Genomic DNA, 22036 nt, shown 5'->3' on the forward strand with positions numbered 1-22036 from the left:
ATACCCCACCCCTAGGTGCGGCAGTCTAGCGCGCTGGCGGCAGGGTGGAAAGCTCAGACCTTGGCACCGGCGAAGGGGTCGAAATACAGCGCCACCTTCTTGGCCATCTGCTTGTCGTGGCATTGGTACTTCATCGCCACGAAGCCATCGTCCGTATAGCGCACAACATCGCCTTCGGCGTCGAAGGTGATCTGCAATTTCGGGTTCTTGATCTTCACCGTCAGTTTCAGCAATTCGCCTTCCAGGAAGGTGCCGGTGATCGGCCCGAACAGCAGGCCGCGCACACTCCAGTTCTTCAGCGGGATGCGGTTGCCTTCCAGCACCACATGGTCTTCCGGCCCGCAGAGGTTGCGGGTGGCCCGGCGCTGGTCCTGGCCGATGCGCTGGATCAGCGGATCGAGGATGCCGAGGAAGGCTTCGCGGCGGTGGTCCGACAGGCCGACGCTGATCAGCTTCTTGCGCAGCTCCTGGGCGATCTCGACCTTTTCCTCGGTCGAGTAGGCGGAGTCGATGAACTCCTTTTCCAGGTCGCGATGCTCGAACAGGTAGGAGATGTATTTGAGCAGGATTTCCTTCGGGCCGTCGCCGATGCTTTCCTCGAACAGCTTCAGGCCCTGCATCAGCTTCGGCGCCGAGTAATGGCCGGGGATCAGGCGCGCCAGCTTCTCGGCCGTCACCAGCCGCACCATGCGCTTCTCGAACAGGTCGGCGGCGCCCAGCTCGGTGGCGAATTCGCGGTCCCGGGTCAGCAGCGCATAGACTTCGCGGGTGGCGGCGAATTCCTCGGCCGGCTCGTCCGACAGCAGCGCCACCGAGGACTGCAGCAAACGCCGCACCAGCTGGATCACCGCATCGCGCAGCGCCGGCATCTTGTGCTTGGTGCCGATGTCATGCAGCCGCTGGGCAAACTCGGTTTCGTAGGCATGGTCGTCGATGGCGTAGCGGCCATCCAGCAGCGACAGCAGCTGGATGATGCGCACGCGGGCATCGCGGAACTTGCCCAGCAGGTCGGGTATCGCGGTCTTGCCCTGCAGGATTTCCGCCAGCGCCTCATCCAGGATGGCGACGGCGGCCGGGTCGATGCCAGGCTCGAACAGGGCCAGGCAGCGCTCGGCCTTCTCGGTCCAGTTCTTGCTCAGGTTCAGGTGATGCGCCAGGCCGCAAAAGGCGATGCGCTGGCCGTAGAGCGGATCGGATCCGGCCAGCTGCGTCAGCAGTCGGTGCGTCAGCGGCGTCGCCGCCGGCAGGCGCTTCTCGAAGGCTTCCACCTGGGTGATGGCGGCGACGGTGATGGCGTAGAGCTTTTTCACCTTGTCGCGCATGGCGGTGTTGGTCGCCTGGGCCTGGGCCACGGCGGCCTTCTGCACCAGGGCGGCGCACAGGTTCTCGGCGCCGTTCAGCAGCTTGGCATGGCCGCTGTGATGCAGCAGTTCGATCGGCGTGAGGATGTTCTCGTCCAGATAGTCGCGGCAGACGCGGCCGATCATGATGCGGGCGCGCCGTTCGGACAGCGAATGGGCGTCCTGACACAGGACCACCCCGCTGCCAACCTCTGTCACCCCCGATGGCGCGTTCACTGTCTTGCCGACCTTTTGCTGCGTGCCACAACCCCTTGCAACTATGACAGGCCCGGGATCAAAAGCAAACGCGCAGGTCTTTGATTCTATTAGAAATCGGGTGCGATCCGAGTCGCGTAAACCGCAGATTGCCCCAGCCTGCGGTCAGCATCGCCCCGACAGGTTATCGCTTGGGGTGCCGGCCGCCGGGATTGCCCAGCGGTTGTGCAGCAGCCAGCGGCGACAGCGGCCGTTCCGCGAACCGTCCCAGGTTGATGAGGCGGTCATACATGACGATGGCCCCCGCCACGCCGACATTGACGCAGAAGCTGGTCGGGATCTTGATCACATGGTCGCAGCGCGCCACCAGTTCCGGGCTCAGTGAGCCCATTTCCGGGCCCAGCACATAGGCGGCCCGCAGGGGGTGGCGGAAGCTCGGCAGCTCGATGGCCTCGTCCAGCAGTTCGATTCCCACCAGTTTGCAGCCGGTCGGCAGGGTCAGGTCGGCGGCGCTGTCATAGGTGTACCAGGGCAGATTATGCGGCGTCTTGCTGGTATCCGACCGGGCGGCATTCACCGAATAGGTGGCGGCAATGGTGAAGACGAAGCTGCCGCCGAAGGCATGCGCCGTACGGAACAGGTTGCCCGCATTCATCGGCTTGCTCATGCCCTCGACGCCGATTCCGAAAAAGCCGCGCATCCTTAGGTCCCGTTTCTTACCAGTGCAGTGTCTTGCGTGTATAAAGCCACCGGATTCAAGACAGGAGTTCCAGCCATGGGCCAGCCCTTCGCCCCCCTGCCTGCGCCCGGTGCGCGGCCCTTTATCGTTGAAGTGAAGCGCGGCACGCAAGTGGAAAGCCGCCATCCGGTGGTGGCCACCATCGTCGATGCCGCCGGCAAAACGCTGGCCTCCTGGGGGGATCCCCAGGCCATGATCTTCCCGCGCTCCTCGAACAAGGCGATCCAGGCCCTGCCGCTGGTCGAAAGCGGTGCCGCCGACGCTTTTTCGCTCAGCCAGAAGGAACTCGCCATGTCGGGCGCCAGCCATGGCGGCGAGGCCGGCCATACCGAAACCGTGGGCGCCTGGCTCGCCCGCATCGGGCTCAAGCCTGACGATCTGGAATGCGGCGCGCACTGGCCCTATCACGACGAGACCGCGCGCAATATTGCCCGCCGCCAGGAAGCGCCCACGCCGCTGCACAACAACTGCTCGGGCAAGCATGCCGGCATGGTGTCGGTGGCGACGCATCTGCAGGAAGACATTCGCGGCTATGTGAAGCCCGACCATCCGGTGCAGCGCCGCGTCACCGCGGCGATCGAGGATGTCTGCGGCGTGAAGATCGATCCGGCCACCATCGCGGTCGACGGCTGCTCGATGCCGACCATGGCGATCCCGCTGCATAACCTGGCCTGGGGCTTTGCCCGCTTCGTCACCGGCGTGGGCCTCGCGCCCGAACGCGCCAAAGCAGCAAAACGCATCGCCGCCGCTGTGGCGGCCGAGCCGTTCTACGTTGCCGGCACGGGGCGTTTCTGCACCGTCGTGATGCAGGCCGGCAAGGGCCGCTTCATCGCCAAGACCGGCGCCGAGGGGGTGTATACGGCGGCCTCCGCCGAACTGGGGCTGGGCATCGCGCTCAAGGTGCTGGACGGCACGGCGCGTGCCGCGCAAACAGCACTCGGCGGCCTGCTGGAGCATCTGAAGCTGCTGGACGAGGCCGGCCGCGAACATGTGCGTCCGCTGGTCGAGCAGCCGCTGAACAACTGGCGCGGCATCAATGTCGGCAGCATCGGACTGGCGACCTCGTTCTGACATGACCGTCGCCATCGCTATCGAGAACCCGGATCGGCCCGATACCGTTGCGCTGCTGGGTGCCGCCGATGCCTGGTATGCCACGCTCTATCCGGCCGAGAGCAACCACCTGCTGGATATCGCCACGCTGCAGCAGCCCGGCATCGCCTTCTTCGCCGCGCGCGCCGATGGCATCCTGCTGGGTTGCGGGGCGGTGGCGCTGCGCGGCGACTATGCCGAGATCAAGCGCATGTATCTGTCGAAAGTGGCGCGCGGCCGCGGTCTCGGTCGCCGCATCCTCGAGGCGCTGGAAGCCCATGCGACGGCGCAGGGCCTGCGCTGCCTGCGCCTGGAAACCGGCATCCGCCAGCCCGAAGCCATCGGGCTGTATCGCAAGATGGGCTATCGCGAGATCGCGGCATTCGGCGATTACGCGCCCGATCCGCTCAGCCTGTTCATGGAAAAGCTGGTCTAGTCCGCGATCTGCGCCAGGGCCTGGCCCAGCGCATCGTCGGCTGCCGCCGCCTGGCGCACGTCGCGGCCGGCATAGGGCGCCAGCAGCCGCGCCAGTGCCAGCAGCCAGGTCATGCGGTGGCGCAGCTTGCGCAGATGCAGCCGGGCTTCCGGCGTTGCCTGCGCCACCATGGTGGCGGCGAGCGCCGGCAGGCGCGGCGGCGTGGCAGTGTCCTTGCCCGGGCGGTCGTAACGGATCAGGGAATAGAGGAACAGCAGCAGGTCGCGCGCCTGCTTCTCGGCCAACGTCATGCCGGGAAGGTCGTGGTCTTCCAGGTCGAGCAGGCCGGGCTGTTCGCCCCCCGCCGGGTCAGGCGTCCAGCTGAAATTGCGGATCTGCGCGCCGCCATGCCACAGGCCGGCCGCATGCAGGCGGCCCAGCAGCGCCGCGGCGCTGCCGATCATCTGCCAGCGCGCTGCCGGGTCATGGGTTTCGTTGAGCTGCGTTTCCAGCGCCGCGCCGGCATCGCTCAGCACCAGCCACTGGCCGGTGCAGGCCAGCACGGCCGGCACCGGGAAACCGGCGGCGTCCAGGGCCCGGATCGCTGCGGCCTCGGCGGCCAGGCCCAGTGCGCCGCTGCGGTTCTTCGCCGGCCGCAGGATCGGCAGGGCGAAGACGGCGGCGATGGTCTTCTGCAACAGCATCGACGAGCGCAGGCGCGGCGTGCCGGCGGTTTTCACCCAGAGTTTGCGGCCGCCATAGGAGACGGAAAAGACGCGGGTCCGCGCCGTGGCACGCAAGGACCGGATCAGGTCGTGCAGGTCGGGATCGGCGGCCAGGTCGGAACCTGGCGGTTGGCTGTTCATCCGCGCGGCCTCAGGCGGCCGTCGCGGCCATAGCCGACCGACTGGCGCTGCTGGATGCGCAGCGTGTTGCGCAGCATGTCCAGCATGGCGGCGGCATGCAGCTGCTCGCGGGCGATCAGCTGGGCATTGTCCTGCAGCGCCTGTTCGCATTCGGCCGCCACATGGCGCCAGCGTTCGCGCATCTGCATGGTGGCCTGCTGGCGCTGCGGCTCCAGCACGCCCATGCCTTCGCGCAGGGCATGGTGGTATTCCTCCTTGCGCGCCGTCAGCGCCTCGAACTGGCTGCGATGGCCGTCCTTCAGCGCCTTGGTCTCGGCCCGCACCACCTTGCCGAAGGTTTCGGCCAGCGCGATCAGCTCCGTCACGTTGCCGGGCGGCGCCGGCGGCGGGAAGCTCGGAATCTCGACTGGGGCGGGCGTTTCACTCATGCGGGGGCGGGGATATCCGTGGACGAGGGCTCGGCCTGCTGCAGCGCCACCAGGGTCTGCTCGATCACCTCGCGGCCGAGGTCGCGGGTGATGAAGACGATGCGGCTGCGCCGGTCGGCATCGGGCCAGGCCGGAATGGTGGCGGGCGGATGGAAGAGGTGCTGCACGCCATGGATCACCACCGGACGGTCGACGCCGGTGACATTGACCAGGCCTTTGACGCGCAGCAGGTTGTCGCCGCGATAGGCGGCCAGCAGGTCGAGCCAGGTGGCCAGCGTGTTCCATTCGAAGGGTGTATCGAAGGTCAGGCAGAAGGACTGGATCGTGGCGTCATGGCGGTTGACGTCGAGCTTGCCGTCCGGCGTCTCGAAATGCTGGTGCCCGTGATCATGGCCATGATCGTGATGATGATGGCCATGGTCATGGTCGTGATGATCGTGGTCATGATGATGGTCGTGGCCAGCCTCGTAGGATTCCGCACGCAGCCAGTTCTGCACGTCGAAGCTCTTGGTCGAGGGATCGTAGAGCCCGGCATTGAACAGCGGCTTGGGCGCGATGTCGCCGCCGATCGCGGTGAAGACGGCGGCGCCGGGATTGAGATGCTGCAGGCGATGGCGCAGCTTCTGCACGGCTTTCGCGTCGGCCAGGTCGGTCTTGGTCAGCACCAGGCGGTCGGCGACGGCGGCCTGTTTCACCGCCTCGATATGATGGTCCAGGGTGCTGTCGCCGTTCACGGCATCCACCAGCGTCACCACGCTTTCCAGGCGGCAGCGCTCGGCCACCACCGGATCGCTCATCAGGGTGTGCAGCACCGGGGCCGGATCGGCCAGGCCGGTGGTCTCGATCACCACGCGCTTGAACGGCTTGACCTCGCCGCTGTCGCGCTTGGCGGTCAGCTCGCGGAAGGTGTTCACTAGGTCGCCGCGCACCGTGCAGCACAGGCAGCCCGAGCTGAGCAGCACGGTGTCTTCCTTGCTGGAGGCGATCAGCGCATGGTCCAGGCCGATCTCGCCGAATTCGTTGACGATCACGGCGGTCTCGCCCATGTCCGGGTGGCGCAGCAGGCGGTTGAGCAGCGTGCTTTTGCCCGCGCCCAGGAAGCCGGTGATGACGGAAACCGGGATGCGGGTGTCGACCTGTTCGGACATGGCGAAAACTCCTGTGGCCGCCTTATTTTGGGCAGGGCGGCGGCCCTGTCCAGTGCCGCGCGATTACAGCGACCAGTATTGCAGGCTGTCGGGCAGGCCGCGGCCGCGCCACAGGCCCTTCAGGTCGGCCAGCAGGCCGCCGGATCTGACCAGCCGGGCGAGCGCCGCCGTGTCGAGCCCGCGATACTGCTCATGCGGCACCGCCACCACCACGGCGTCGAAGCCCGAAAGCTGGTCGAGCCGCGGCGCCAGCATCAGGCCATATTCATGCTGCGCTTCGTTCGGGTCGGCCAGTGGATCGTGCACGGCGACCGAATGGCCATGGCGGCCGAGCGCCGCGATCAGGTCGGCGATCTTGGAATTGCGCAGGTCGGGCACGTCTTCCTTGAAGGTCAGGCCCAGCACCAGGATATTGCTCTTCGGCTGGATGCGCGCGGCGATGCTGTCGGCCACATAGCCGCTCATGCCGTCGTTGATGGCGCGGCCCGACAGGATGATACGGGCGTCATGACCCAGTTCGCCGGCGCGATGCGCCAGGTAATAGGGATCGACGCCGATGCAGTGGCCGCCGACCAGGCCGGGCTGGAATTTCAGGAAATTCCACTTGGTGCCGGCGGCTTCCAGCACGTCATGGGTGGAAATGCCCATCTTGCCGAAGATCATGGCGATCTCGTTGATGAAGGCGATGTTGATGTCGCGCTGGGCATTCTCGATCACCTTGGCGGCTTCCGCCGTCTTGATCGTCGGCGCCAGATGGATGCCGCCCGAGGTAATCCGGCCGTAGACATCGGCAAGCTGCGCCGCCACGGCGGGCGTCTGGCCGGCCACCACCTTGGTGATCTTGTCGACCGTATGCACCTTGTCGCCGGGATTGATGCGCTCGGGCGAATAGCCGAGGAAGAAATCCCGGCCGCAGACGAGGCCCGACAGCTCTTCCAGGATCGGGCCGCAGACCTCTTCGGTAACACCGGGATAGACGGTGCTTTCATAGACGACGACAGCGCCCTTGGCCGGTTTCGTCTTCAGCGCCGTGCCCACCGTGCGCGAGGCCGAGCGCACCGGGCCGAGATCGGGCACGTTCTTGTCGTCCACCGGGGTCGGCACGGTGACGATATAGATGGCATGGCCGGGCAGGTCGGCGGCATCGGCGCTGAGCTTCAGCGTCGAGGCCTTCAGGGCGTCGGCACCGATCTCGTGGGTGCGGTCCTGGCCGCGCCGCAATTCCTCGATCCGGCTGCGGTCAACATCGAAGCCGACCACCGGGAAATGCCTGGCCAGCGCCACCGCCAGCGGCAGACCGACATAGCCGAGGCCGATCACGGCAATGGGGGAAGCGGACGAGGGGGCGGACACGGACTGCCTTGCTCTGGGAACCGGAAATCAGGGGGTAGCCCGGCTGCCCGGCCCTGTCAATAAAGCCACCCGGAAAGCCATGGAAGGATAAGGGGATTTGACCGCTTGACCGCCCCGGTGCCAGCCGGTAGAGCCGGGCCATGGTCCGTTCCTCGCCCCCGCGCCGCCTGCTGATCGTTGTGCAGGAAGCCCTGTTCTTCGCCACCCATCGCCTGCCGGTCGGCCGGGCCATGCGCGATGCCGGCTGGGACGTGCATGTGGCGGCTCCGGCCGATCCGGCGATGACGGCCCGCCTGACTGCCGAGGGCTTCCATATCCATCCGATCCCGCTCGGGCGCGGCGGCACCAACCCGCTGGCCGAACTGCGCCTGCTGCTCGACCTGTTCTGGCTGATGCTGGGGCTGCGGCCGCGCATCGTGCATCTGGTCTCGATCAAGCCGGTGATCTGGGGCGGCATCGCCGCGCGGCTGGCCGGTGTGCCCGCCGTGGTGCATGCCATCACCGGCCTGGGCTTCCTGTTCATCCGCGACGATGGCAGGACGCGGCTGCTGCGCCGGCTGCTGGAGCCGCTCTACCGCTTCGCGCTGCATCATCGCAACAGCCTGGCGATTTTCCAGAACCCCGACGATCTCGCTGTCTTCGAGCAGCATCGCCTGCTGCCGCCAGGCTTTGATCGAAAAGCGGGCCGCTATGTGATGATCCGCGGCTGCGGCGTCGACATGCAGCGTTTCGCGCCGCAGCCCGAACCGGCCGGCGAAACGGTCGTGATGTTCCCCGCGCGACTGCTGGGCGACAAGGGCCTGCGCGAATTCGTCGCCGCTGCCGAAACGCTGCGCCAGCCCGGCGTGCGTTTCGTGCTGGTCGGTCGGCCCGATCCGGATAACCCCACCGATGTGGGCGCGGCGCAGCTGCAAGCCTGGATCGACGGCGGCGCGGTCGAATACTGGGGCTTCGCCGAAGACATGCCGGCGATGCTGGCGCGCGCCCATATCATCGTCATGCCGTCCTATCGCGAAGGCCTGCCGCGCGGGCTGATCGAGGCCGCCGCCATCGGCCGCGCCATCGTCACCACCGATGCGCCGGGCTGCCGCGAAGTGGTGCGGCATGAGGAAAACGGCCTGCTGGTGCCGGTGGGCGACGGCCCGGCCACGGCGGCCGCCATCGACCGCCTGCTGCGCGATCCGGCCCTGCGCCAGCGTCTGGCGGCGCGCGGCCGCGCCATCGCGGTGGCGGAATTCTCGGTCGAGCAGTTCGTCGCCGAGAGTCTCGCCGCCTATCGCCATGTGCTGACACAGCAGGGAGAGGCGCTGTGAGCGTGCTGGCGCAGGACTGGCTGATCGCAGCAGGCATCGCCGTGTCGAGCGGCCTGTTTGTTTTTATCGCGCTGAAGCCGCTGATCGGCTGGCTGCAGCGCCGCGCGATCATGGATATTCCGAACGAACGCTCCAGCCACAGCGAGATCACGCCGCGCGGCGGCGGCATCGCCGTCACCGCCGGTATCCTGCTCGGCTGCATCGTTTGGTACGGCTACGACCCGGACGACTATTTCCTGCTGGCGCTGCTCGGCATGGCGGCGCTGGCACTGGTCTCCTGGCTCGATGATCGCCGTGGCGGCCTGCCCGTCGGTTTGCGGCTCGGCGTGCAGATGCTGGCCGTCGGCCTGCTGCTGGCGCTGCTGCCGGATTTCGCCAGCATCACGCAAGGGCTGCTGCCGGTTTGGCTCGAACGCATCCTGCTGTTCCTGGCCTGGATCTGGTTCACCAACCTGTTCAACTTCATGGATGGCATCAATGGCATCACCGGTGTCGAGATGGCCACGGTCGGCTGCGGTATTGCACTGGTCTTCGCCACGCAGCCCTCCGGCATCGTCGATGCAACCGGCCTGATCGTCGCCGCGGCCGCGCTGGGCTTCCTGCCATGGAACTGGGGCCGGGCGAAAGTTTTCCTCGGCGATGTCGGCAGCGTCCCGGTGGGCTACCTGCTCGGCCTGCTGCTGGTGCTGCTCGCCCTCTCGGGCGACTGGGCCGCCGCCCTGATCCTGCCGATGTATTACTGGATGGATGCCACCGTCACCTTGCTGCGCCGGCTGCTGCGGCGCGAAAAGGTCTGGCAGGCCCATCGCAGCCATTTCTACCAGCAGGGCGCGCGCAAGCTCGGCAGTCATGCCGCGGTCGCCACCCGTATCGCCCTGCTGAATACCATCCTCATCCTGCTGGCGCTGCTCAGCACCCTGTCGCTCGGCGCGGCGCTGGCCGCGCTGGCCATCGCACTGGTTCTGACGGCGCTGCTCTGTAGGCATTTCGCCGAACCGGCCCAGCCGCTAGACTGAGACCGATCATGGCCAGTCCCGCTAAATCCCCGCGCCTGCTCCGGCTCAACCACCGCGTCCTGCTGGTGGCACTGCATGATATCGTCATGGCGGCGCTGTCCTTCCTGCTGGCGCTCTGGCTGCGCTTCAGCATCGTGGATCACCGCTGGTCGCTGGAAGACTGGCTGCTCGATACCGCCGGCTTCGCTGCGGTCGCCGGGGTCGTCTTCCTGTTCGCCGGGCTCTATCGCGGCATCTGGCATTTCGCCTCGATGCGCGATGTGATCGCCATCCTGCGCGGATCGGCACTGTCGATCCTGATCTTCCTCGCCATCCTGTTCCTGTTCACCCGCCTGGAAGACTATCCGCGCAGCGCCTCGGTGCTGCAGTTCTTCATCCTGGTCGCGCTGCTGACCGGGCCGCGCATGCTCTATCGCAGCTGGAAGGACGGCAGCCTGGTCGCCGCCCTGCAATGGGGCGACGACAAGCGCGTGCCGGTGCTGCTGCTTGGCTCCGGCGCCGCTGCCGATGCCTTCATCCGCGAGATGCAGCGCGGCAGCCAGACGCCCTATCGCGTTGTCGGCATCCTTGACGATTCCGCCGGCCGCCATGGCCGCGATCTGCGCGGCATCCGTGTGCTCGGCCGCATCGACGACCTCGCCGCTATTGTCGCGCAGATGCGCCCCATTGACCGGCCGCACCGCATCATCATCGCCGACGACCGTTTCGACGGTCGCGTCATCGGCGCGCTGGTCGATGCCGCCGGCCATCTCGGCATCACGGTGGCGCGCCTGCCGCGGCTGACCGAATTCCGCAAAGAGAGCGACGGCGCCTCGCAGGTGCGGCCCATCGATGTGGAAGACCTGCTCGGCCGGCCGCAACGCGTGCTCGACCGCGCCGCCGTCATCCGGCTGGTTGGTGGCAAGCGCGTGCTGGTCACCGGCGCCGGCGGCACCATCGGCTCGGAACTGGTGCGCCAGGTGGCGGCGCTGGAGCCGGCGCTGATCGTGCTGTTCGAACAGAGCGAACATGCGCTCTACCAGATCGACATGGAGCTGGCCGAACGCTTCCCCGGTGTGGCGCGGCTGCCGGTGCTCGGCGATGTGCGCAGCGCCGATGCGGTCGAACGCGTCTTCGCCGCCCACCGCCCCGAAATCGTGCTGCATGCCGCGGCCTACAAGCATGTGCCGCTGGTGGAGGCCAATATCGGCGAGGGCATCCTCACCAATGTGCAGGGCACCGCGGTGGTGGCGCAGGCCAGCCGGCGTCACGGCGTCGGCGTCATGGTGATGATCTCCACCGACAAGGCGGTCAACCCCACCAATGTGATGGGCGCCAGCAAGCGCGTGGCCGAGATGGTCTGCCAGAGTCTCGATCTGGAGCGGGCCAGCAGCAATGCCGCCACGCAGTTTGTCACTGTGCGGTTCGGCAATGTGCTGGGCTCGTCTGGCTCAGTGGTGCCGCTGTTCCAGCGCCAGCTCGGCATGGGCGGGCCGCTGACGGTGACGCATCCCGATGTCACGCGCTTCTTCATGACCACGCGCGAGGCGGTCGAACTGATCCTGCAGGCCGCCGCCATGTCGGGCGACACCGTGCAGGCGGCGGGCAAGATTTTCGTGCTCGACATGGGCGAGCCGGTGCGCATTCGCGATCTGGCGCAGCAGATGATCCGCCTCGCCGGGCTGCGTCCCGACAAGGATGTGAAGATCGTCTATACCGGCCTGCGCCCGGGCGAGAAGCTGTATGAGGAAGTGCTGCACAGCGACGAGGCCACGATGCCCACGCCGCAGGATGGCATCATGCTGGCGGCGCCGCGCATCGTCGACCGCGCCGAACTGGAGCGCGCCATTGCGGTGGCGGCCCAGGCCGCGCGCGAACAGGACACGGCCGCGCTGCTGCAGCTGATGAAGACGCTCGTGCCGGAATTCGAACACGCGCCCAATGGGCAGGCCGCTGCCGCGCCTGCCGCCGGCAGCAAGACGCCGGTCTCGGCGGCGTAAGCGGGTTACAAGGGATGGCTGGTTTTCCGCATTCCCTGAACGGCAATGCCCGTTTTTGGTATGTTAAGCTGACGCCGGAACAGCGCTCCCGCGAGTATGGGCATAACATCGTCGAAGGCGGCGAGCTTCGGCCCCTTCCCTTGCCACAGTTTCTCAGTATCGAACATGCTGGCGCGGAAGTGATTACCTGGCATTGGAATGATGCCGGCGAACCGCAGTCTCACGACCATGCAGACTCGCTGGAAGATGCGTTCGAATCTGCTGCTATTATGTTCGGTATATCGAAAACCGATTGGCGAGTGAGTCAATAAGCCGCAGCCCCGAATTTATTACTGCTTGTCATGCCCGGATCAAGTCCGGGCATCCCATTCCGATGTTGCAAGAAATTGGGACCCGCGGGTCAAGCCCGCGGGTGACGATCTTAGTTGCGGCGATGGCTCACCCCCGCGCGATCAGCTCGGCCTGTTTGACGATGCCTTCGGCCTGGCGGATGGAGGCGATGTCGATCAGCTTGCCGTCCAGCGCCACCGCGCCCTGGCCGGCGGCCTGCGCCGCCGCCATCGCTTCCAGGATGCGCTTGGCCTTGGTCACTTCCGCTTCCGGCGGCGTATAGACCTCGTTGGCCACCGTGATCTGCGCCGGATGGATCGCCCATTTTCCTTCGCAACCGAGAATCGCGGCGCGGTTGGCCTGCGCCCGGTAGCCATCGGCATCGGAGAAATCGCCGAACGGGCCATCGATCGGCCGCAACCCGTTGGCACGCGCCGCCACCACCATGCGCGAGATGGCGTAATGCCACATGTCGCCCCAGAAATAATCGCGCGGCTTGTCGCCATCCTTGTCGGTCAGCACGCCGTAGAGCGCGTTCGGCCCGCCGATGGAGGTCGTGCGGGCCCGGGTCGAGGCGGCATAATCTGCAACACCAAAATGCAGGCTTTCCATGCGGGGCGATGCGGCGGCGATCTCGTGGATATTCTGCATGCCCAGGGCCGTCTCGATGATCGCCTCGATGCCGATGCGCTTCTTGAAGCCTTTCGCCGTCTCGATCTGGGTCAGCAGCATGTCGACGGCATAGATATCGGCCGCCGTGCCCACTTTCGGCACCATCACCAGGTCGACCTTGTCGCCGGCGCCCTCGATCACCTCGACGACGTCGCGATACATGTAATGGGTGTCGAGCCCGTTGATGCGCACCGACATCACCTTGCGGCCCCAGTCGATGTCATGCAGGGCGGCCACGATATTCTTGCGCGCCTGCGGCTTGTCGTCGGGCGCCACCGCGTCTTCGAGATCAAGGAAAATCACATCGGCGGCGCTTTTCGCGGCCTTTTCGAACAGCTTCACGCTGCTGCCGGGCACCGCCAGCTCGCAGCGGTTCAGCCGGGCCGGGGCGGGGGTGATGGTTTTGAAGCTCATGGCGGCAACGCTCCCTGTTTTTATCTATGCTGCATCTGCTAACTGGCCCGGAGGGGTGTTGGCAAGCCTGACGTTACGCGAGGGCGCTTGACCGTCAGGCTTTCTGGTGTACCATATATGTTCTCATTACTGCGCCGCTGCTGCTGGACATCGTAAAGACGGGACGCACGAGTGGGCCAGACTTGGTCCTGCACGGGACTCCATCGGTCCCGACTGGCTCGCAATAGGACGCAATTGGCCCTGAATGGGCTCCAATCGGTCTCCGATTGGCGCCGAATGGGCCTGAATTGGTCGCCCGGCGGACAGGATTATCGCAGAAAACCGGGACTCAGTCCTTGGCGAGCGGGTGATGGCCGCGCACCAGCGCCTGTTTCCGCGCTTCCAGGACATGGGTGTAAATCTGCGTGGTGCTGATATCGGCGTGGCCCAGCATCTTCTGCACTGCGCGCAGGTCGGCGCCATGGGCCAGCAGATGGCTGGCGAAGGCATGGCGCAGCACATGCGGCGACACTTTCGACGGCATCAGTCCAGCGGCCACCGCCAGCTCCTTCAGCAACTGGCCGAAGCGCTGCCGCGTCAGATGGCCGCTTTCGCCGCGCGAGGGAAACAGCCAGGGTGAGGTTTTCGCGTCCATGAACTGGCCGCGCCAGCCGGCATAGGCCGCGATGGCCTGACGCGCCGGGTCGCTCAAGGGCACCAGCCGCTCCTTGTTGCCCTTGCCGCGGATGACCAGAAACCGGTCGTCGTCGCCAAACGGCGGCCAGCGCAGGCCGACCAGCTCGCTGACGCGCAGGCCCGTGGCGTAGAGGATTTCCAGCAGGGCGGTCAGCCGCGCGCTCTCGGCCGGATCGTCGCGCAAACTGCGCACCTCGTCGAGCAGCGTATCGACCTCGGTTTCGCTGAGCAGCTTCGGCAGGGGCCGCGCGCGTTTGGGCGCATCCAGCAGGGCGGCCGGATCGTCGCTGCGGATATTTTCCTGCACCAGGAATTTGAAGAACTGCCGCAGGGCCGAGAGCCGGCGCGAGGCGGTGGCGGGCTTCAGTCCGGCATCGTGCAGACCCTGGACATAGGCGCGTAAAGAATCGACGCCGATCTTTTCCGGCGTCTCGTTGCGCGCCGCGATGAAGCCGCTGAATTCGGCGAGGTCGGTCTGGTAGGCGATCAGCGAATTCTTCGCCAGACCGCGCTCGGCGCTCAGCATCTCCAGGAAATTGTCGATATGGCGGCTGGCTCTCGCCATGCGTTCGATCAGAAGCCGCGCAGCAGCGCAGCTTCAAGGGCAATTTGCTTTGCTTCCGCCGAGAGGCCGACGCTGCGCAGGGCTTCCAGCGCGGTGGCCAGGCTCTGGCCATCGGCCTCCAGGCTGCCCTGACCGCCGAGCATGGCCAGCGCCAGCGCCACGGTCTCGGCTTTCGCCTTGGCGGTGGCAGCGCGCTGCAGGTTGCGCCACAACGCCACCGGCGGAGCTTTGGCATTCGCCGCGGCGGCGGCATTGAGCAGGCTGTCCCAGCGTTCGGCCGGCACGGTCAGGCCGGCGGCCTCGGCCAGGGTCAGCAGCAGGGCGGCGCGCGCGGTGCGCTCGGGCGGCGGCAGGCTGTCCTGCGCGGCCAGCCAGGCTTCGTAACGGCTGTCGCGCCAGTCGCCGTCTTCGCCGGCGATCAGCAGCAAAGGCCAGGCGGTGGCGGCGATATCGCCGGCATTGTCGCGCTCGGGCGGCAGCGCCATCAGCGTGTTGCGCCACAGGCGTGCGAGGCCGGTATCGCCGGCGGCCAGCGCCATGCGGATCACGGCGGGCGCGGCGGCGATGCTGCCTTCGTTGGGCACCAGGTTGGCCAGCAGCGGCTTGTAGACGCTGGCGGTGGCGAGTTGCAGATTGCGCGTGACCGCCAGGTCCCAGGCGCGGCGGATCAGTTCGGCGCGGGTCTTCGGCTCGGTGGTGGCGCGGGTTTGCTGATACAGCATCGCCGCCGCCCGTACGCTCCGGTCCTTGCCGGTGGCTATGGCGGCGGTGAGCGTCGCGCGCTGGGCCTCGGCAATCTCGACCGCGCCATAGGCTTCGGCCAGCACCTCGGGCGGCAATGCGCCAAAGGCCACCGCGCGTTCCGCCGCCATCAGGCGGGTATCCGCATCGGCCTTGTCATAGGCGGCAATGGCGATCAGCGCGGCTGGTGATGCCACCTCGAGCGTATCTTTAGGAAGAGGCCGGCCGGTGGCGCGCAGCATGGCGAAATGCAGCGGCGAAACCGTGCCACCGAAGCTGTCGAATTTGGCGCGCGCATCGCCACGCAGGATATTGGCCAGCGTGCCAAAGACCGGATCGCTGTCGGTGCCGCTGTCGCGCCACAGGCTGAGCGCCAGGTCGCCGGCGGCGATATCCTTGGCGCTGTAGCGGCAGAAGACGGTGGCCTTCTGCCACAGCGGTGCCGGATCGTCGCGCAGGCCGCTGGCGGCCAACTCGCAGGCGCGCGGCATGTCGTTCTTCAGCAGCGCCAGATTGAACGGCAGCTCGCGGAACACCGCGTCCTTCGGGGCCGAGACGGCAGATGGCGTCAGGCGTTCGGCATCGCTGATGAAGCCGAGCTTCATCAACTGCGCCACGCGCAGGCCGAGCAGCGTCGGCACCGTGTCGTTGCCCGGCGGCACTTCGGCGATGCTGAGTAGCAGGCGGCGCTGCAGGTTGCGCAGGGCGGGCGCGGCTACCGGGGCCGGCAGCACGCCGAGCGCCTGCATGGCCTGGCCGCGGCTGCTGCCCTGCCACATGGCGCTGCCCAGCCCGCCGTTGCCCTCGTCGAGCAGCCCGGCCGAGGACGGGTCGGGCGCCTTCAGCGGCTGGATGACGAAGTCAGGCGTTTTGCCGGCGGGCGCTTCGGCGGCGGCCGGTGTCTCGGCGGCCGGCGGCGGCGCCAGCTGTTGGGTTTCCACCATGCCGGCAGGCGGGCGCAGAATCTGCGGCGGGGCACTGAGCGGCGGGCTGCCCATGGGTGGGGTATTGCCCTGGGTCTGGACCTGGTTTGAGGGTTCGGATGGCTGGCTGCCGGCCGGGGCGGCCTGCTGCTCCGGCGGGATCAGGCGAATCGGCTGGGCCAGGGCGGTCTGGCCGGCCAGCAGGGCGACGCCAAGAACACTGGCCGACGCCAGACGACGCATGGGTTATTTCCCGAGGCGGTCGGCGGGGATGACCTTTTCCACCTTGCCGCGCGGGGCCGGAATGTCCCAGCTGGCCAGGAAGGCGACGCCGCCGCCGATCAGGACGATCAGGGTGGCACCGAGGATTAGCGACATACGGGCCATGCGGCTTGCGCTCCGGCTTGGGCGGCGCGGCTGCGGCCCGGACACCCCGGGGCAGCGGCGCGCGCTGGAATTGTGAACCGATTGCTCTATTGTATCGGCGCGGCCCGGCGCAGGCAATCGGCGGGGCGTAAGGCATTGGTTTCAGGCCCGGCCCAGCGCCGGCAGACTTACGAGAATGGGCGTGAGCATTACCGAGATCGTCTCCGCCGTTGCCGCTCCCTCCGACCACTCCCGCTCCGCCCCAGGGATGGCTCCCGGGACAGCGGCTGCCGGCTCCCTAGCACCTGGCCCGGACGGCCGGCTGCGCAGCATCGTGCTGGTCGGCCTGATGGGCGCGGGCAAGAGTTCGGTCGGCCGCCGGCTCGCCAGCCGGCTCGGCTTCGCCTTCCTCGATGCCGATACCGAAATCGAAAAGGCCGCCGGCGCGAGCATCCCGGAAATCTTCGCCAGCCATGGCGAGGCCGCATTCCGCGATGGCGAGCGCAAGGTGATCGCGCGCCTGCTGGAGCAGCCGCATCTGGTGCTGGCCACCGGCGGCGGCGCCTATATGAATGTCGAGACGCGCGAGCGCATCCGCAGCAAAGGAATCTCGGTCTGGCTCAAGGCCGAGCTGGATATCCTGGTCAAGCGCTGTGCGCGGCGCAGCAACCGCCCGCTGCTGGCCAATGGCGACCTGCGCAGCACGCTGTCGCGCCTGATGACCGACCGTTATCCGTTCTACGCCGAGGCCGACATCACGGTGGAGAGCGTGGACGGTCCCCATGACGGCGTGGTCGATCAGATCCTGCAGGCGCTGCCCGATGCCTATCACGATTATGCCAGACAGCATGCCAGGACCGGCCATGGCCATCCTGCGCATGTGAACGAGTGAAGCGATGAGCGAACAGATTGTGCGTGTGGCTCTTGGCGACCGCGCCTATGACATCCAGGTCGGCGCCGGCCTGCTGGAGCGTGCCGGCGACCACATCGCGCCGCTGCTGCGCCGGCCATTCGCCGTCATCGTCACCGACGAGACGGTCGCCAAGCATCATCTCGATACGCTGCGGCGCGCGCTGGCGCTGAAGAATATCGGCTGCGAAACGGTGATCCTGCCGCCGGGCGAGAAGCAGAAATCCTATGCCGGTTTCGAGCATCTGTGCGAATCGCTGCTGGCGCTGAAGGTCGAGCGCCGCGATTACCTGATCGCGCTCGGCGGCGGCGTGATCGGCGATCTGGTCGGTTTCGCGGCTTCCGTGCTCCGGCGCGGCATGGATTTCATCCAGGTACCGACCTCGCTGCTGGCGCAGGTCGACTCATCTGTCGGCGGCAAGACCGCGATCAACAGTCGCCAGGGCAAGAACCTGATCGGCGCGTTTCATCAGCCCAAACTCGTCCTGGCCGATGTGGCGCTGCTGGATACGCTGTCGCCGCGCGAGCTGCGGGCCGGCTATGCCGAGGTGGTGAAATACGGCCTGCTCGGCGATGCGGATTTCTATGCCTGGCTGGAACAGAACGGCGCGAAGCTGCTGGCCGGCGACATGACGCTGCGCACCGAAGCGGTGGCGCGCTGCTGCGCGCACAAGGCGCGCATTGTGGCCGCCGACGAGCGTGAGGAAGGCGAACGCGCGCTGCTCAATCTCGGTCATACCTTCGGCCATGCGCTGGAAGCCGAGACCGGCTATTCGCAGCGCCTGCTGCATGGCGAGGGCGTCGCGGTGGGCATGACGCTGGCCTTCCGTCTGTCGGCGGTCTTGGGTCTGTGCGATGCCGGCCTGGCGCCGCGCGTGGAAGCGCATCTGGCCGAAAGCGGCCTGCCGGCGCGGCTTGCCGATGTGGATGGCGCCGCGCAGTTCAAGGCCGCCGCTCTGCTCGACCATATGAAGCAGGACAAGAAGGTGCGCGACGGCAATCTGGTGTTCATCCTGGCCGAAGCCATCGGCCGCGCCGTGCAGAAGAACGATGTCGCGCCGCAGGCTGTGCTGGCGCTGCTGGCCGAACAGCTGGATGGCGCCACCGGCCGCGCGGCCTGATCCATGTCGCTTGCCTTATTCGCTGAAGTCTTTTCGGTCATCGCGCCGCTGCTGATGCTGGTCGGTTTCGGCTGGTTCTGGGCCCGGCGCGGCCGGCCGTTCCAGGTCGACAATATCAGCCTGCTGGTCACCAATTTCGGCACGCCCTGTCTGGTGATTCACTCGCTGCTGAATGCCGAGGTGGATCGCGCCATGATCGGCACCATGGCCATGGCCACCTTCATTGCGATGGCGGCCTTCATGGCGATGAATACGGCAGTGCTGTCGGCGCTGCGCCTGCCGATCCGCAGCTATGTGTCGTCGCTGACCTTTCCCAATGCCGGCAATGCCGGGCTGTCGCTCAGCCTCTTCGCTTATGGCCAGCCCGGACTGGCGCTTGGCATCGTGTTCTTCGCGGTCAGTTCACTGGGCAATTTCACGCTGGGACAATCGATCCTGGCAGGACGCGGCAATCTCAAGGAAGTCTTCCGCTCGCCGATGATCTACGCCGTGCTGATCGGCGTGATCGGCAATCTGCTGCAGGTGCATCCGCCGGGCTGGGTGATGCGCAGCCTGCACGTGGCCGGCGGTATCGCCATTCCGCTGATGCTGCTGACGCTCGGCGTGTCGCTGGCGACGCTGAAGGTCAACGATCTCAGGCGCGGCCTGCTGCTCTCGGCCATCCGTCTGCTGGCGGGCCTGGGCGCGGGATTCGGGTTGAGCTGGGTGCTGGGCCTGGAAGGGGCGGCGCGTGGCGTATTCATCATCCAGTGCGCCATGCCGGTGGCAGTGGTGAATTACATTTTCGCGGTGCGCTACAATCGCGACCCGCAGACGGTCGCCAGCCTGGTGGTGATTTCCACCCTACTCAGTTTCGCGACTCTTCCTGTTTTGCTGGCGCTGGTCCTGGGCTGAGGCCGATATTGAGCAGCGCCTCGCGGCCGGCCGCCGTCAGCCCCGGCACGATGATCCCGGACCGCGACACGAAATAAGCCAGAATGGCGCTGCGCACCCGCGAGGTCAGGGTCTTTTCCCGCCGCAGCGGGTCGCGGTCGACCTGGGCTGCAAACATGTGACGATCAACATTCTCGGTCTGGCAAATCGCATCCAGCGCCGCCCATTCCAGCCGCTCCAGCCGGATGCTCGTTCGCCCGCGCCCCAGCCGCAGATTGCGGGTAATGAGGCTCGAACCCGTATGGGCTGGCGTGGCGTGCTGCGGTTGGCGTGTCGTTGGCATATCGCAACCTATAATGGATGCGTGCCGATTTCTCAAATGAAAAGGTTGTATTATTCTAAGACTTTGGGTTGATGAGGTTGCAGTTCCGAATCAACTCATTGCATCCGTTGGGTCTTTCAGCTCTTCCGGTGCCTTGGCGGTGATTGCCAGGGCATGCAGGCCATTGGCCATTTCGACATCCAAAAGCTGGTAAATCAGCCTTTGTCGCTGCACCCGGTTCAACCCGCTGAACCGTTCGGCCACAACCAGCAACCGGAAATGGGTTTCGCCCGCTCCCAGCCCCTTCATGGCGGCATGGCCGGCATGCATGGCGGATTCATCCACCAGATCCAGCCGGACCGGTTGCAGGGCCTGTGTCAGTTTGGCGCGGATGCTGGCGGCGATCGACATGATAAAAATCCTGTAGCGTCAAGAAAATGCAGCTTTTGCGACAGGGTAGGGCAGCGGCTATTGCCTTGCCAGTGCCCACCCTTCGACCCATAATTTACCACTCATGTCGCGCGCCCGGACTGCCCAGCAGAAACTGTTCATCGAAGCCGAGGCCGAAACGGCATTCGGCCGTCGCCGTCTGCGTCGCTGCGATCATCCCGGCTGCCCCGAGGAGGGCCGGTTTCCGGCCCCGAAAACCCGGGAACGGCTGGATGGGCGCTGGCATTTCTGTCTCGACCATGTGCGCCAGTACAATGCCGGCTGGAATTTCTTCCAGGGCATGACCGATGCCGATATCGAGCGCTATCAGCGCCAGGACGTGCTGGGGCACCGGCCGACCTGGAAGCTGGGCACCAAGCCGCAGGGCGACGAACCCCAGGTCTGGGTCAAGGACGATCTGGGGATTCTGGCCGAGGTGGGCATCAAACTGGGCGCCGAGCGCCGCAAGACCCGGGCCGAACTGCAGCTGGAGCCGCGGGAACGCGATGCCCTGATCGCCCTGGGCTTCGACATCACCAAATTGACGCTCCCCTTGCGGAAAGCCGATATCAAGGCGCAGTACAAACGGATGGTGAAACGCTATCACCCGGATGCCAATGGCGGTGACAAGTCGGCCGAAGAAAGGCTGAAAACCATCACCCAAGCCTATGCCTTCCTGCAATCGCGCGGCTATACTTGATCCCTGATCTCCCCTTCTAGCTGCGCCACGGATCGCTCGCCGATCCCGCCCGCGGCGACTTGAGCCCAAGAAAGATTTGAGAGTGACGATGACGGCCCTTCAGACCAAGCCTGTTTCCCAGCCGGCCAGCGAACTGCCGGATATCACGATTTCCGTGCGCGACGTGTTCGGTATCGACAGCGACATGAAGGTGCCGGCCTTCAGCCAGGCCAGCGAGCATGTGCCGGATCTGGATTCGACCTATCGCTTCGACCGCGAGACCACGCTCGCCATTCTGGCCGGCTTTGCCTACAACCGCCGCGTCATGGTCCAGGGCTATCACGGCACCGGCAAGTCGACCCATATCGAGCAGGTCGCCGCCCGCCTGAACTGGCCCTGCGTGCGCGTCAACCTCGACAGCCATATCAGCCGTATCGACCTCGTCGGCAAGGATGCCATCGTGCTGCGCGACGGCAAGCAGGTCACCGAATTCCGCGAAGGCATCCTGCCCTGGGCCCTGCAGTCGCCGGTGGCGCTGGTCTTCGACGAATACGATGCCGGCCGCCCGGACGTGATGTTCGTGATCCAGCGCGTGCTGGAAGTCGAAGGCAAGCTGACGCTGCTCGACCAGAACCGCGTGATCCGCCCGCACAAGGCCTTCCGTCTGTTCTCGACGGCGAACACCGTCGGCCTCGGCGATACCACCGGCCTCTATCATGGCACCCAGCAGATCAACCAGGGCCAGATGGATCGCTGGAGCATCGTCTGCACGCTCAACTACCTGCCGGCCGATGACGAGACCGCCATCGTGCTGGCCAAGTCGCCGACCTATACCGGCGACAAGGGCAAGAAAGACATCCAGAACATGGTCGCGGTGGCCGAACTGACCCGCGCCGGCTTCATCAATGGCGACATCTCCACCGTGATGAGCCCGCGCACCGTGATCACCTGGGCCGAGAATGCGCGCATCTTCGGCAGCATCGGCTTCGCCTTCCGTCTCACCTTCCTCAACAAGTGCGACGAACTGGAGCGCCCGCTGGTGGCCGAATACTACCAGCGCTGCTTCGGCGAGGAACTGCCGGAGACCGCGGGCAAGGCCGACCTCACCTAAGGGT

At 66.3% G+C, this 22036-nt stretch carries 23 protein-coding genes; 11 read left to right on the plus strand and 12 right to left on the minus strand.

Going from position 1 to position 22036, the window contains the following annotated elements; translation table 11 throughout:
- Nucleotides 1-53: 53 nt before the first annotated feature.
- Nucleotides 54-1538: a hypothetical protein gene (locus AC1ROB_RS05650; RefSeq protein ID WP_492972187.1), complete on the minus strand. Its 1485-nt coding sequence runs from the start codon at nucleotides 1536-1538 to the stop codon at nucleotides 54-56.
- Between the two features lie 202 nt (nucleotides 1539-1740).
- Complete coding sequence (locus tag AC1ROB_RS05655; protein WP_492972186.1) at nucleotides 1741-2256, minus strand: RNA methyltransferase; 516 nt, start codon at nucleotides 2254-2256, stop codon at nucleotides 1741-1743.
- Nucleotides 2257-2331: 75 nt separating this feature from the next.
- Here AC1ROB_RS05655 and AC1ROB_RS05660 point away from each other — a divergent pair, with 75 nt between their 5' ends.
- Both AC1ROB_RS05660 and AC1ROB_RS05665 read left to right on the plus strand, forming a co-directional pair.
- Nucleotides 2332-3366: an asparaginase gene (locus AC1ROB_RS05660; protein ID WP_492972185.1), complete on the plus strand. Its 1035-nt coding sequence runs from the start codon at nucleotides 2332-2334 to the stop codon at nucleotides 3364-3366.
- A gap of 1 nt (nucleotide 3367) precedes the next feature.
- A complete protein-coding gene (locus AC1ROB_RS05665) occupies nucleotides 3368-3820 on the plus strand; it encodes a GNAT family N-acetyltransferase (protein WP_492972184.1) in 453 nt (150 codons plus the stop codon).
- Here the strand turns inward: AC1ROB_RS05665 and AC1ROB_RS05670 are convergent.
- The 4 genes from AC1ROB_RS05670 to AC1ROB_RS05685 form a co-directional block, all read right to left on the minus strand.
- Entirely contained in the window at nucleotides 3817-4665 is an 849-nt protein-coding gene (locus AC1ROB_RS05670; RefSeq protein ID WP_492972183.1) for a BUD32 family EKC/KEOPS complex subunit, read from the minus strand. The two genes, AC1ROB_RS05665 and AC1ROB_RS05670, sit on opposite strands and share 4 nt — an antisense overlap.
- Nucleotides 4662-5093 carry a hypothetical protein gene (locus AC1ROB_RS05675; RefSeq protein WP_492972182.1) on the minus strand — a complete coding sequence of 144 codons (432 nt, stop codon included), beginning with the start codon at nucleotides 5091-5093 and terminating at the stop codon, nucleotides 4662-4664. Before AC1ROB_RS05675 ends, AC1ROB_RS05670 begins: the two co-directional genes overlap by 4 nt.
- Nucleotides 5090-6241: a CobW family GTP-binding protein gene (locus tag AC1ROB_RS05680; protein WP_492972181.1), complete on the minus strand. Its 1152-nt coding sequence runs from the start codon at nucleotides 6239-6241 to the stop codon at nucleotides 5090-5092. The genes AC1ROB_RS05675 and AC1ROB_RS05680 overlap by 4 nt, the downstream gene beginning before the upstream one ends.
- A 63-nt stretch (nucleotides 6242-6304) precedes the next feature.
- Nucleotides 6305-7594, minus strand: a complete 1290-nt coding sequence (locus AC1ROB_RS05685; protein WP_492972180.1) for a nucleotide sugar dehydrogenase — start codon at nucleotides 7592-7594, stop codon at nucleotides 6305-6307.
- 140 nt (nucleotides 7595-7734) lie between these two features.
- On the opposite strand from AC1ROB_RS05685, the gene AC1ROB_RS05690 reads away from it, so the two are divergent.
- The 4 genes from AC1ROB_RS05690 to AC1ROB_RS05705 are packed head-to-tail and all read left to right on the plus strand — an operon-like array spanning nucleotide 7735 to nucleotide 12213.
- Complete coding sequence (locus AC1ROB_RS05690) at nucleotides 7735-8907, plus strand: glycosyltransferase family 4 protein (protein ID WP_492972179.1); 1173 nt, start codon at nucleotides 7735-7737, stop codon at nucleotides 8905-8907.
- The gene (locus AC1ROB_RS05695; RefSeq protein WP_492972178.1) at nucleotides 8904-9923 is read left to right on the plus strand and encodes an MraY family glycosyltransferase; all 1020 of its coding nucleotides are present in this window, start codon (nucleotides 8904-8906) and stop codon (nucleotides 9921-9923) included. Before AC1ROB_RS05690 ends, AC1ROB_RS05695 begins: the two co-directional genes overlap by 4 nt.
- Before the next feature lie 8 nt (nucleotides 9924-9931).
- Nucleotides 9932-11902 (plus strand): polysaccharide biosynthesis protein, encoded by a 1971-nt coding sequence (locus tag AC1ROB_RS05700; protein ID WP_492972177.1) that lies wholly within the window; start codon nucleotides 9932-9934, stop codon nucleotides 11900-11902.
- 14 nt (nucleotides 11903-11916) lie between these two features.
- Nucleotides 11917-12213 carry a hypothetical protein gene (locus tag AC1ROB_RS05705; protein WP_492972176.1) on the plus strand — a complete coding sequence of 99 codons (297 nt, stop codon included), beginning with the start codon at nucleotides 11917-11919 and terminating at the stop codon, nucleotides 12211-12213.
- A 127-nt stretch (nucleotides 12214-12340) separates the two neighbouring features.
- Here the strand turns inward: AC1ROB_RS05705 and AC1ROB_RS05710 are convergent, their stop codons facing one another.
- From AC1ROB_RS05710 to AC1ROB_RS05725, 4 genes are all read right to left on the minus strand, one after another.
- Complete coding sequence (locus tag AC1ROB_RS05710; protein ID WP_492972175.1) at nucleotides 12341-13318, minus strand: HpcH/HpaI aldolase/citrate lyase family protein; 978 nt, start codon at nucleotides 13316-13318, stop codon at nucleotides 12341-12343.
- A gap of 328 nt (nucleotides 13319-13646) precedes the next feature.
- Complete coding sequence (locus AC1ROB_RS05715; protein WP_492972174.1) at nucleotides 13647-14558, minus strand: site-specific tyrosine recombinase XerD; 912 nt, start codon at nucleotides 14556-14558, stop codon at nucleotides 13647-13649.
- Nucleotides 14559-14566: 8 nt separating this feature from the next.
- Nucleotides 14567-16465, minus strand: a complete 1899-nt coding sequence (locus tag AC1ROB_RS05720; protein WP_492972173.1) for a hypothetical protein — start codon at nucleotides 16463-16465, stop codon at nucleotides 14567-14569.
- Nucleotides 16466-16468: 3 nt separating this feature from the next.
- The gene (locus tag AC1ROB_RS05725) at nucleotides 16469-16609 is read right to left on the minus strand and encodes a hypothetical protein (RefSeq protein WP_492972172.1); all 141 of its coding nucleotides are present in this window, start codon (nucleotides 16607-16609) and stop codon (nucleotides 16469-16471) included.
- Between the two features lie 247 nt (nucleotides 16610-16856).
- Here AC1ROB_RS05725 and AC1ROB_RS05730 point away from each other — a divergent pair, with 247 nt between their 5' ends.
- From AC1ROB_RS05730 to AC1ROB_RS05740, 3 genes are read left to right on the plus strand one after another with little or no spacing between them, the layout of a single operon-like run.
- Complete coding sequence (locus tag AC1ROB_RS05730; protein ID WP_492972212.1) at nucleotides 16857-17480, plus strand: shikimate kinase; 624 nt, start codon at nucleotides 16857-16859, stop codon at nucleotides 17478-17480.
- A 4-nt stretch (nucleotides 17481-17484) separates the two neighbouring features.
- Complete coding sequence (aroB, locus tag AC1ROB_RS05735; protein WP_492972171.1) at nucleotides 17485-18618, plus strand: 3-dehydroquinate synthase; 1134 nt, start codon at nucleotides 17485-17487, stop codon at nucleotides 18616-18618.
- A gap of 3 nt (nucleotides 18619-18621) precedes the next feature.
- Nucleotides 18622-19512 carry an AEC family transporter gene (locus AC1ROB_RS05740; RefSeq protein ID WP_492972170.1) on the plus strand — a complete coding sequence of 297 codons (891 nt, stop codon included), beginning with the start codon at nucleotides 18622-18624 and terminating at the stop codon, nucleotides 19510-19512.
- Here the strand turns inward: AC1ROB_RS05740 and AC1ROB_RS05745 are convergent.
- Together AC1ROB_RS05745 and AC1ROB_RS05750 are read right to left on the minus strand one after the other, a co-directional pair.
- On the minus strand, nucleotides 19466-19834 hold the full coding sequence (locus tag AC1ROB_RS05745; protein ID WP_492972169.1) for a ribbon-helix-helix domain-containing protein: 369 nt from the start codon (nucleotides 19832-19834) through the stop codon (nucleotides 19466-19468). The two genes, AC1ROB_RS05740 and AC1ROB_RS05745, sit on opposite strands and share 47 nt — an antisense overlap.
- A gap of 90 nt (nucleotides 19835-19924) precedes the next feature.
- Entirely contained in the window at nucleotides 19925-20224 is a 300-nt protein-coding gene (locus AC1ROB_RS05750) for a BolA family protein (protein ID WP_492972168.1), read from the minus strand.
- 103 nt (nucleotides 20225-20327) lie between these two features.
- Here AC1ROB_RS05750 and AC1ROB_RS05755 point away from each other — a divergent pair, with 103 nt between their 5' ends.
- The gene (locus AC1ROB_RS05755; protein ID WP_492972167.1) at nucleotides 20328-20942 is read left to right on the plus strand and encodes a J domain-containing protein; all 615 of its coding nucleotides are present in this window, start codon (nucleotides 20328-20330) and stop codon (nucleotides 20940-20942) included.
- A gap of 88 nt (nucleotides 20943-21030) precedes the next feature.
- Nucleotides 21031-22032, plus strand: a complete 1002-nt coding sequence (gene cobS, locus AC1ROB_RS05760) for a cobaltochelatase subunit CobS (RefSeq protein ID WP_492972166.1) — start codon at nucleotides 21031-21033, stop codon at nucleotides 22030-22032.
- Nucleotides 22033-22036: the final 4 nt, after the last annotated feature.

This window comes from Ferrovibrio sp. GW821-FHT12F09, from assembly GCF_058806775.1.

What these genes read in the sequence shown, in the direction of transcription:
- AC1ROB_RS05675 (WP_492972182.1), bottom strand. Translation starts at nt 5,093, where the DNA reads ATGAGTGAAACGCCCGCCCCAGTCGAGATTCCGAGCTTCCCGCCGCCG.
- AC1ROB_RS05670 (WP_492972183.1), bottom strand. Translation starts at nt 4,665, where the DNA reads ATGAACAGCCAACCGCCAGGTTCCGACCTGGCCGCCGATCCCGACCTG.
- AC1ROB_RS05710 (WP_492972175.1), bottom strand. Translation starts at nt 13,318, where the DNA reads ATGAGCTTCAAAACCATCACCCCCGCCCCGGCCCGGCTGAACCGCTGC.
- AC1ROB_RS05715 (WP_492972174.1), bottom strand. Translation starts at nt 14,558, where the DNA reads ATGGCGAGAGCCAGCCGCCATATCGACAATTTCCTGGAGATGCTGAGC.
- AC1ROB_RS05745 (WP_492972169.1), bottom strand. Translation starts at nt 19,834, where the DNA reads ATGCCAACGACACGCCAACCGCAGCACGCCACGCCAGCCCATACGGGT.
- AC1ROB_RS05665 (WP_492972184.1), top strand. Translation starts at nt 3,368, where the DNA reads ATGACCGTCGCCATCGCTATCGAGAACCCGGATCGGCCCGATACCGTT.
- AC1ROB_RS05730 (WP_492972212.1), top strand. Translation starts at nt 16,857, where the DNA reads ATGGCTCCCGGGACAGCGGCTGCCGGCTCCCTAGCACCTGGCCCGGAC.
- AC1ROB_RS05750 (WP_492972168.1), bottom strand. Translation starts at nt 20,224, where the DNA reads ATGTCGATCGCCGCCAGCATCCGCGCCAAACTGACACAGGCCCTGCAA.
- AC1ROB_RS05755 (WP_492972167.1), top strand. Translation starts at nt 20,328, where the DNA reads ATGTCGCGCGCCCGGACTGCCCAGCAGAAACTGTTCATCGAAGCCGAG.
- AC1ROB_RS05720 (WP_492972173.1), bottom strand. Translation starts at nt 16,465, where the DNA reads ATGCGTCGTCTGGCGTCGGCCAGTGTTCTTGGCGTCGCCCTGCTGGCC.
- aroB (WP_492972171.1), top strand. Translation starts at nt 17,485, where the DNA reads ATGAGCGAACAGATTGTGCGTGTGGCTCTTGGCGACCGCGCCTATGAC.
- AC1ROB_RS05725 (WP_492972172.1), bottom strand. Translation starts at nt 16,609, where the DNA reads ATGGCCCGTATGTCGCTAATCCTCGGTGCCACCCTGATCGTCCTGATC.
- AC1ROB_RS05740 (WP_492972170.1), top strand. Translation starts at nt 18,622, where the DNA reads ATGTCGCTTGCCTTATTCGCTGAAGTCTTTTCGGTCATCGCGCCGCTG.
- AC1ROB_RS05705 (WP_492972176.1), top strand. Translation starts at nt 11,917, where the DNA reads ATGGCTGGTTTTCCGCATTCCCTGAACGGCAATGCCCGTTTTTGGTAT.
- AC1ROB_RS05655 (WP_492972186.1), bottom strand. Translation starts at nt 2,256, where the DNA reads ATGCGCGGCTTTTTCGGAATCGGCGTCGAGGGCATGAGCAAGCCGATG.
- AC1ROB_RS05680 (WP_492972181.1), bottom strand. Translation starts at nt 6,241, where the DNA reads ATGTCCGAACAGGTCGACACCCGCATCCCGGTTTCCGTCATCACCGGC.
- AC1ROB_RS05690 (WP_492972179.1), top strand. Translation starts at nt 7,735, where the DNA reads ATGGTCCGTTCCTCGCCCCCGCGCCGCCTGCTGATCGTTGTGCAGGAA.
- AC1ROB_RS05660 (WP_492972185.1), top strand. Translation starts at nt 2,332, where the DNA reads ATGGGCCAGCCCTTCGCCCCCCTGCCTGCGCCCGGTGCGCGGCCCTTT.
- cobS (WP_492972166.1), top strand. Translation starts at nt 21,031, where the DNA reads ATGACGGCCCTTCAGACCAAGCCTGTTTCCCAGCCGGCCAGCGAACTG.
- AC1ROB_RS05700 (WP_492972177.1), top strand. Translation starts at nt 9,932, where the DNA reads ATGGCCAGTCCCGCTAAATCCCCGCGCCTGCTCCGGCTCAACCACCGC.